This is a genomic window from Litorimonas sp., assembly GCA_029936425.1.
GTDB lineage: Bacteria > Pseudomonadota > Alphaproteobacteria > Caulobacterales > Maricaulaceae > Litorimonas.
Genome location: JAPYSU010000091.1, coordinates 1 through 1,735, shown reverse-complemented (window position 1 = coordinate 1,735; position 1,735 = coordinate 1). Strand labels below are relative to the sequence as shown.

Genomic DNA, 1,735 nt, shown 5'->3' with positions numbered 1-1,735 from the left:
TGAAGGTCTCCTGATCCACTGGATCACCACTACTGTTCCCATGGATAGAAGCCACCAATGGAATCACTCGTTCTATGCCCTTGTCCCTGATTAACAGGACTGGCTGGTTCCTTCTTCTACACGAAATTCCACTTGCAGTCTGCTTTAAAAAATCCATCCCCAGATTGGTTGGGGAAGACAAACCTGTCATTACCCTGGGGTACATCCTGTACATAGTTTTCACCCCTGGGATTGTGACCTGCACTGCATTAGACACCCCCAGTGTCTTCATTTTCCCATTGGCTGTAGTCACTTCTTCGTCAAGAGTCTCTCTAAAACCAACATCAAGGGAATTATGCAATGTCTCACTTATTACTAGGCCACCTGAAACTGTATTTCCACTGTCTAATTGAGTCAAATAACTTTGACCATTCACTTTTATGTGGATTTTGCTTTCAGGAATGTGGGGAAAATGCATTTTGTTCAGAGTGTCTTCCTGGCCAATATGCTGCAGGCAAGGGATTACTGGATTTTCTCTGGAACTGACAGATACACGTGCACGTGTGCATTGGTCCATATCTTCATTATCACTATCAGAGTCTCCGCCTCCAGAATCCTCCTCCTCGCCATCACTTTCTGCCAGGTCTGGCATCCCTACATAGCTTTCATTTTCCATTGAGTCATTTGGGTTTCCACAGGCATGATTCAGGCCCTCAGGTTCTGAAAATCCTGGATGGAATTGTGTCCCTCCTGCTCTCCCTGCCCGGGGTAGGTCTCAATCTCATAGGCAGATGCGTCATTGGGGTCCTCCCCCTCAATGTTGCCAACCCCAGGGCGAGTCTTGCCTCCTCCCCTGGCTCCTCTACCTGCTCCTCCCCTGGCTGCTGTGTCTGCTTTCTTTTTCAAACAATCCTTCACTCGGTGGTTTTTCATAAAGCAATACAAACACTCGTCAGGTCCAGCCTTTCGGCCCTGCTGAGGGCGTGGCTGTCCTTGTTGGGGCCTCTGTCGTCCACCTCCTCCTCCTGAGTATCCACCTCGTCCTCCCCCACGTCCTCTTCCTGCTGGAGCCTTGGCCTGGCGAGGGAGTCCCCTGAGCCTGGCATTGCACTCCCTCACCCAGTGCCCTTTCTTCTGGCACCAGTTACAGGTGGAGTCCTTGGGGGTGGTGATGGTGGTGAGGTCCATGGCATTTGGATCATATCCTTTGCTGGCCCCTCTAGTGTGCTTGACATACCCGTAGCTCTGGTCATACGGGATCTGGCTGGTGGCGAGGCCGTCCATGTTGGTGGAACGGGCCACACCCAACGTCACTGCCTCTCTCTCCAGGGCAGCCAGCTTGGCAGACTCAGCAATGAGCTGCTCAGGAGTGGTGCACTCCTTCTCATGCAGCTTTCTTGCAACTTCCTTATTTAGAAGTTTGCTGATGAAGTCTCTTCTAAGCTGGTCAAAGGAACGATCCTTCTCCGAATATGCTGCTGTCCAAAGAGCTATTTTGGTGGTAGCAAAAGACAGAGTAGACTCCCCAACCAACTGCTTCAACTGATTGTATTCATTCCTAGATTGCAAAGTATCAGACTGAGGAGAAAACATAGGGCAAACTGTTTTCTCAAAGTAGTCCTTCACATCCAAAGCATTCTTGAAAGCATCAGTTTTAGCCCCAATGGTCTTGGCTCTAGTACTGGCGGGCCCAGTGAAGCACATCACAGCTAGCATCTTGACTCTCTCCTTGTGCCCGGAAGTGATTATGCTGGTC

At 50.2% G+C, this 1,735-nt stretch carries 2 protein-coding genes; both read right to left on the bottom strand.

The window, feature by feature from the left end; genetic code table 11:
- Positions 1 to 655, bottom strand: a 655-nt coding sequence (locus ACN0IC_RS15290; protein WP_416879613.1) for a hypothetical protein, incomplete at its 3' end; no start/stop codon positions are given.
- Between the two features lie 29 nt (positions 656 to 684).
- Positions 685 to 1,735, bottom strand: a 1,051-nt coding sequence (locus ACN0IC_RS15285; protein WP_416879612.1) for a hypothetical protein, incomplete at its 5' end; no start/stop codon positions are given.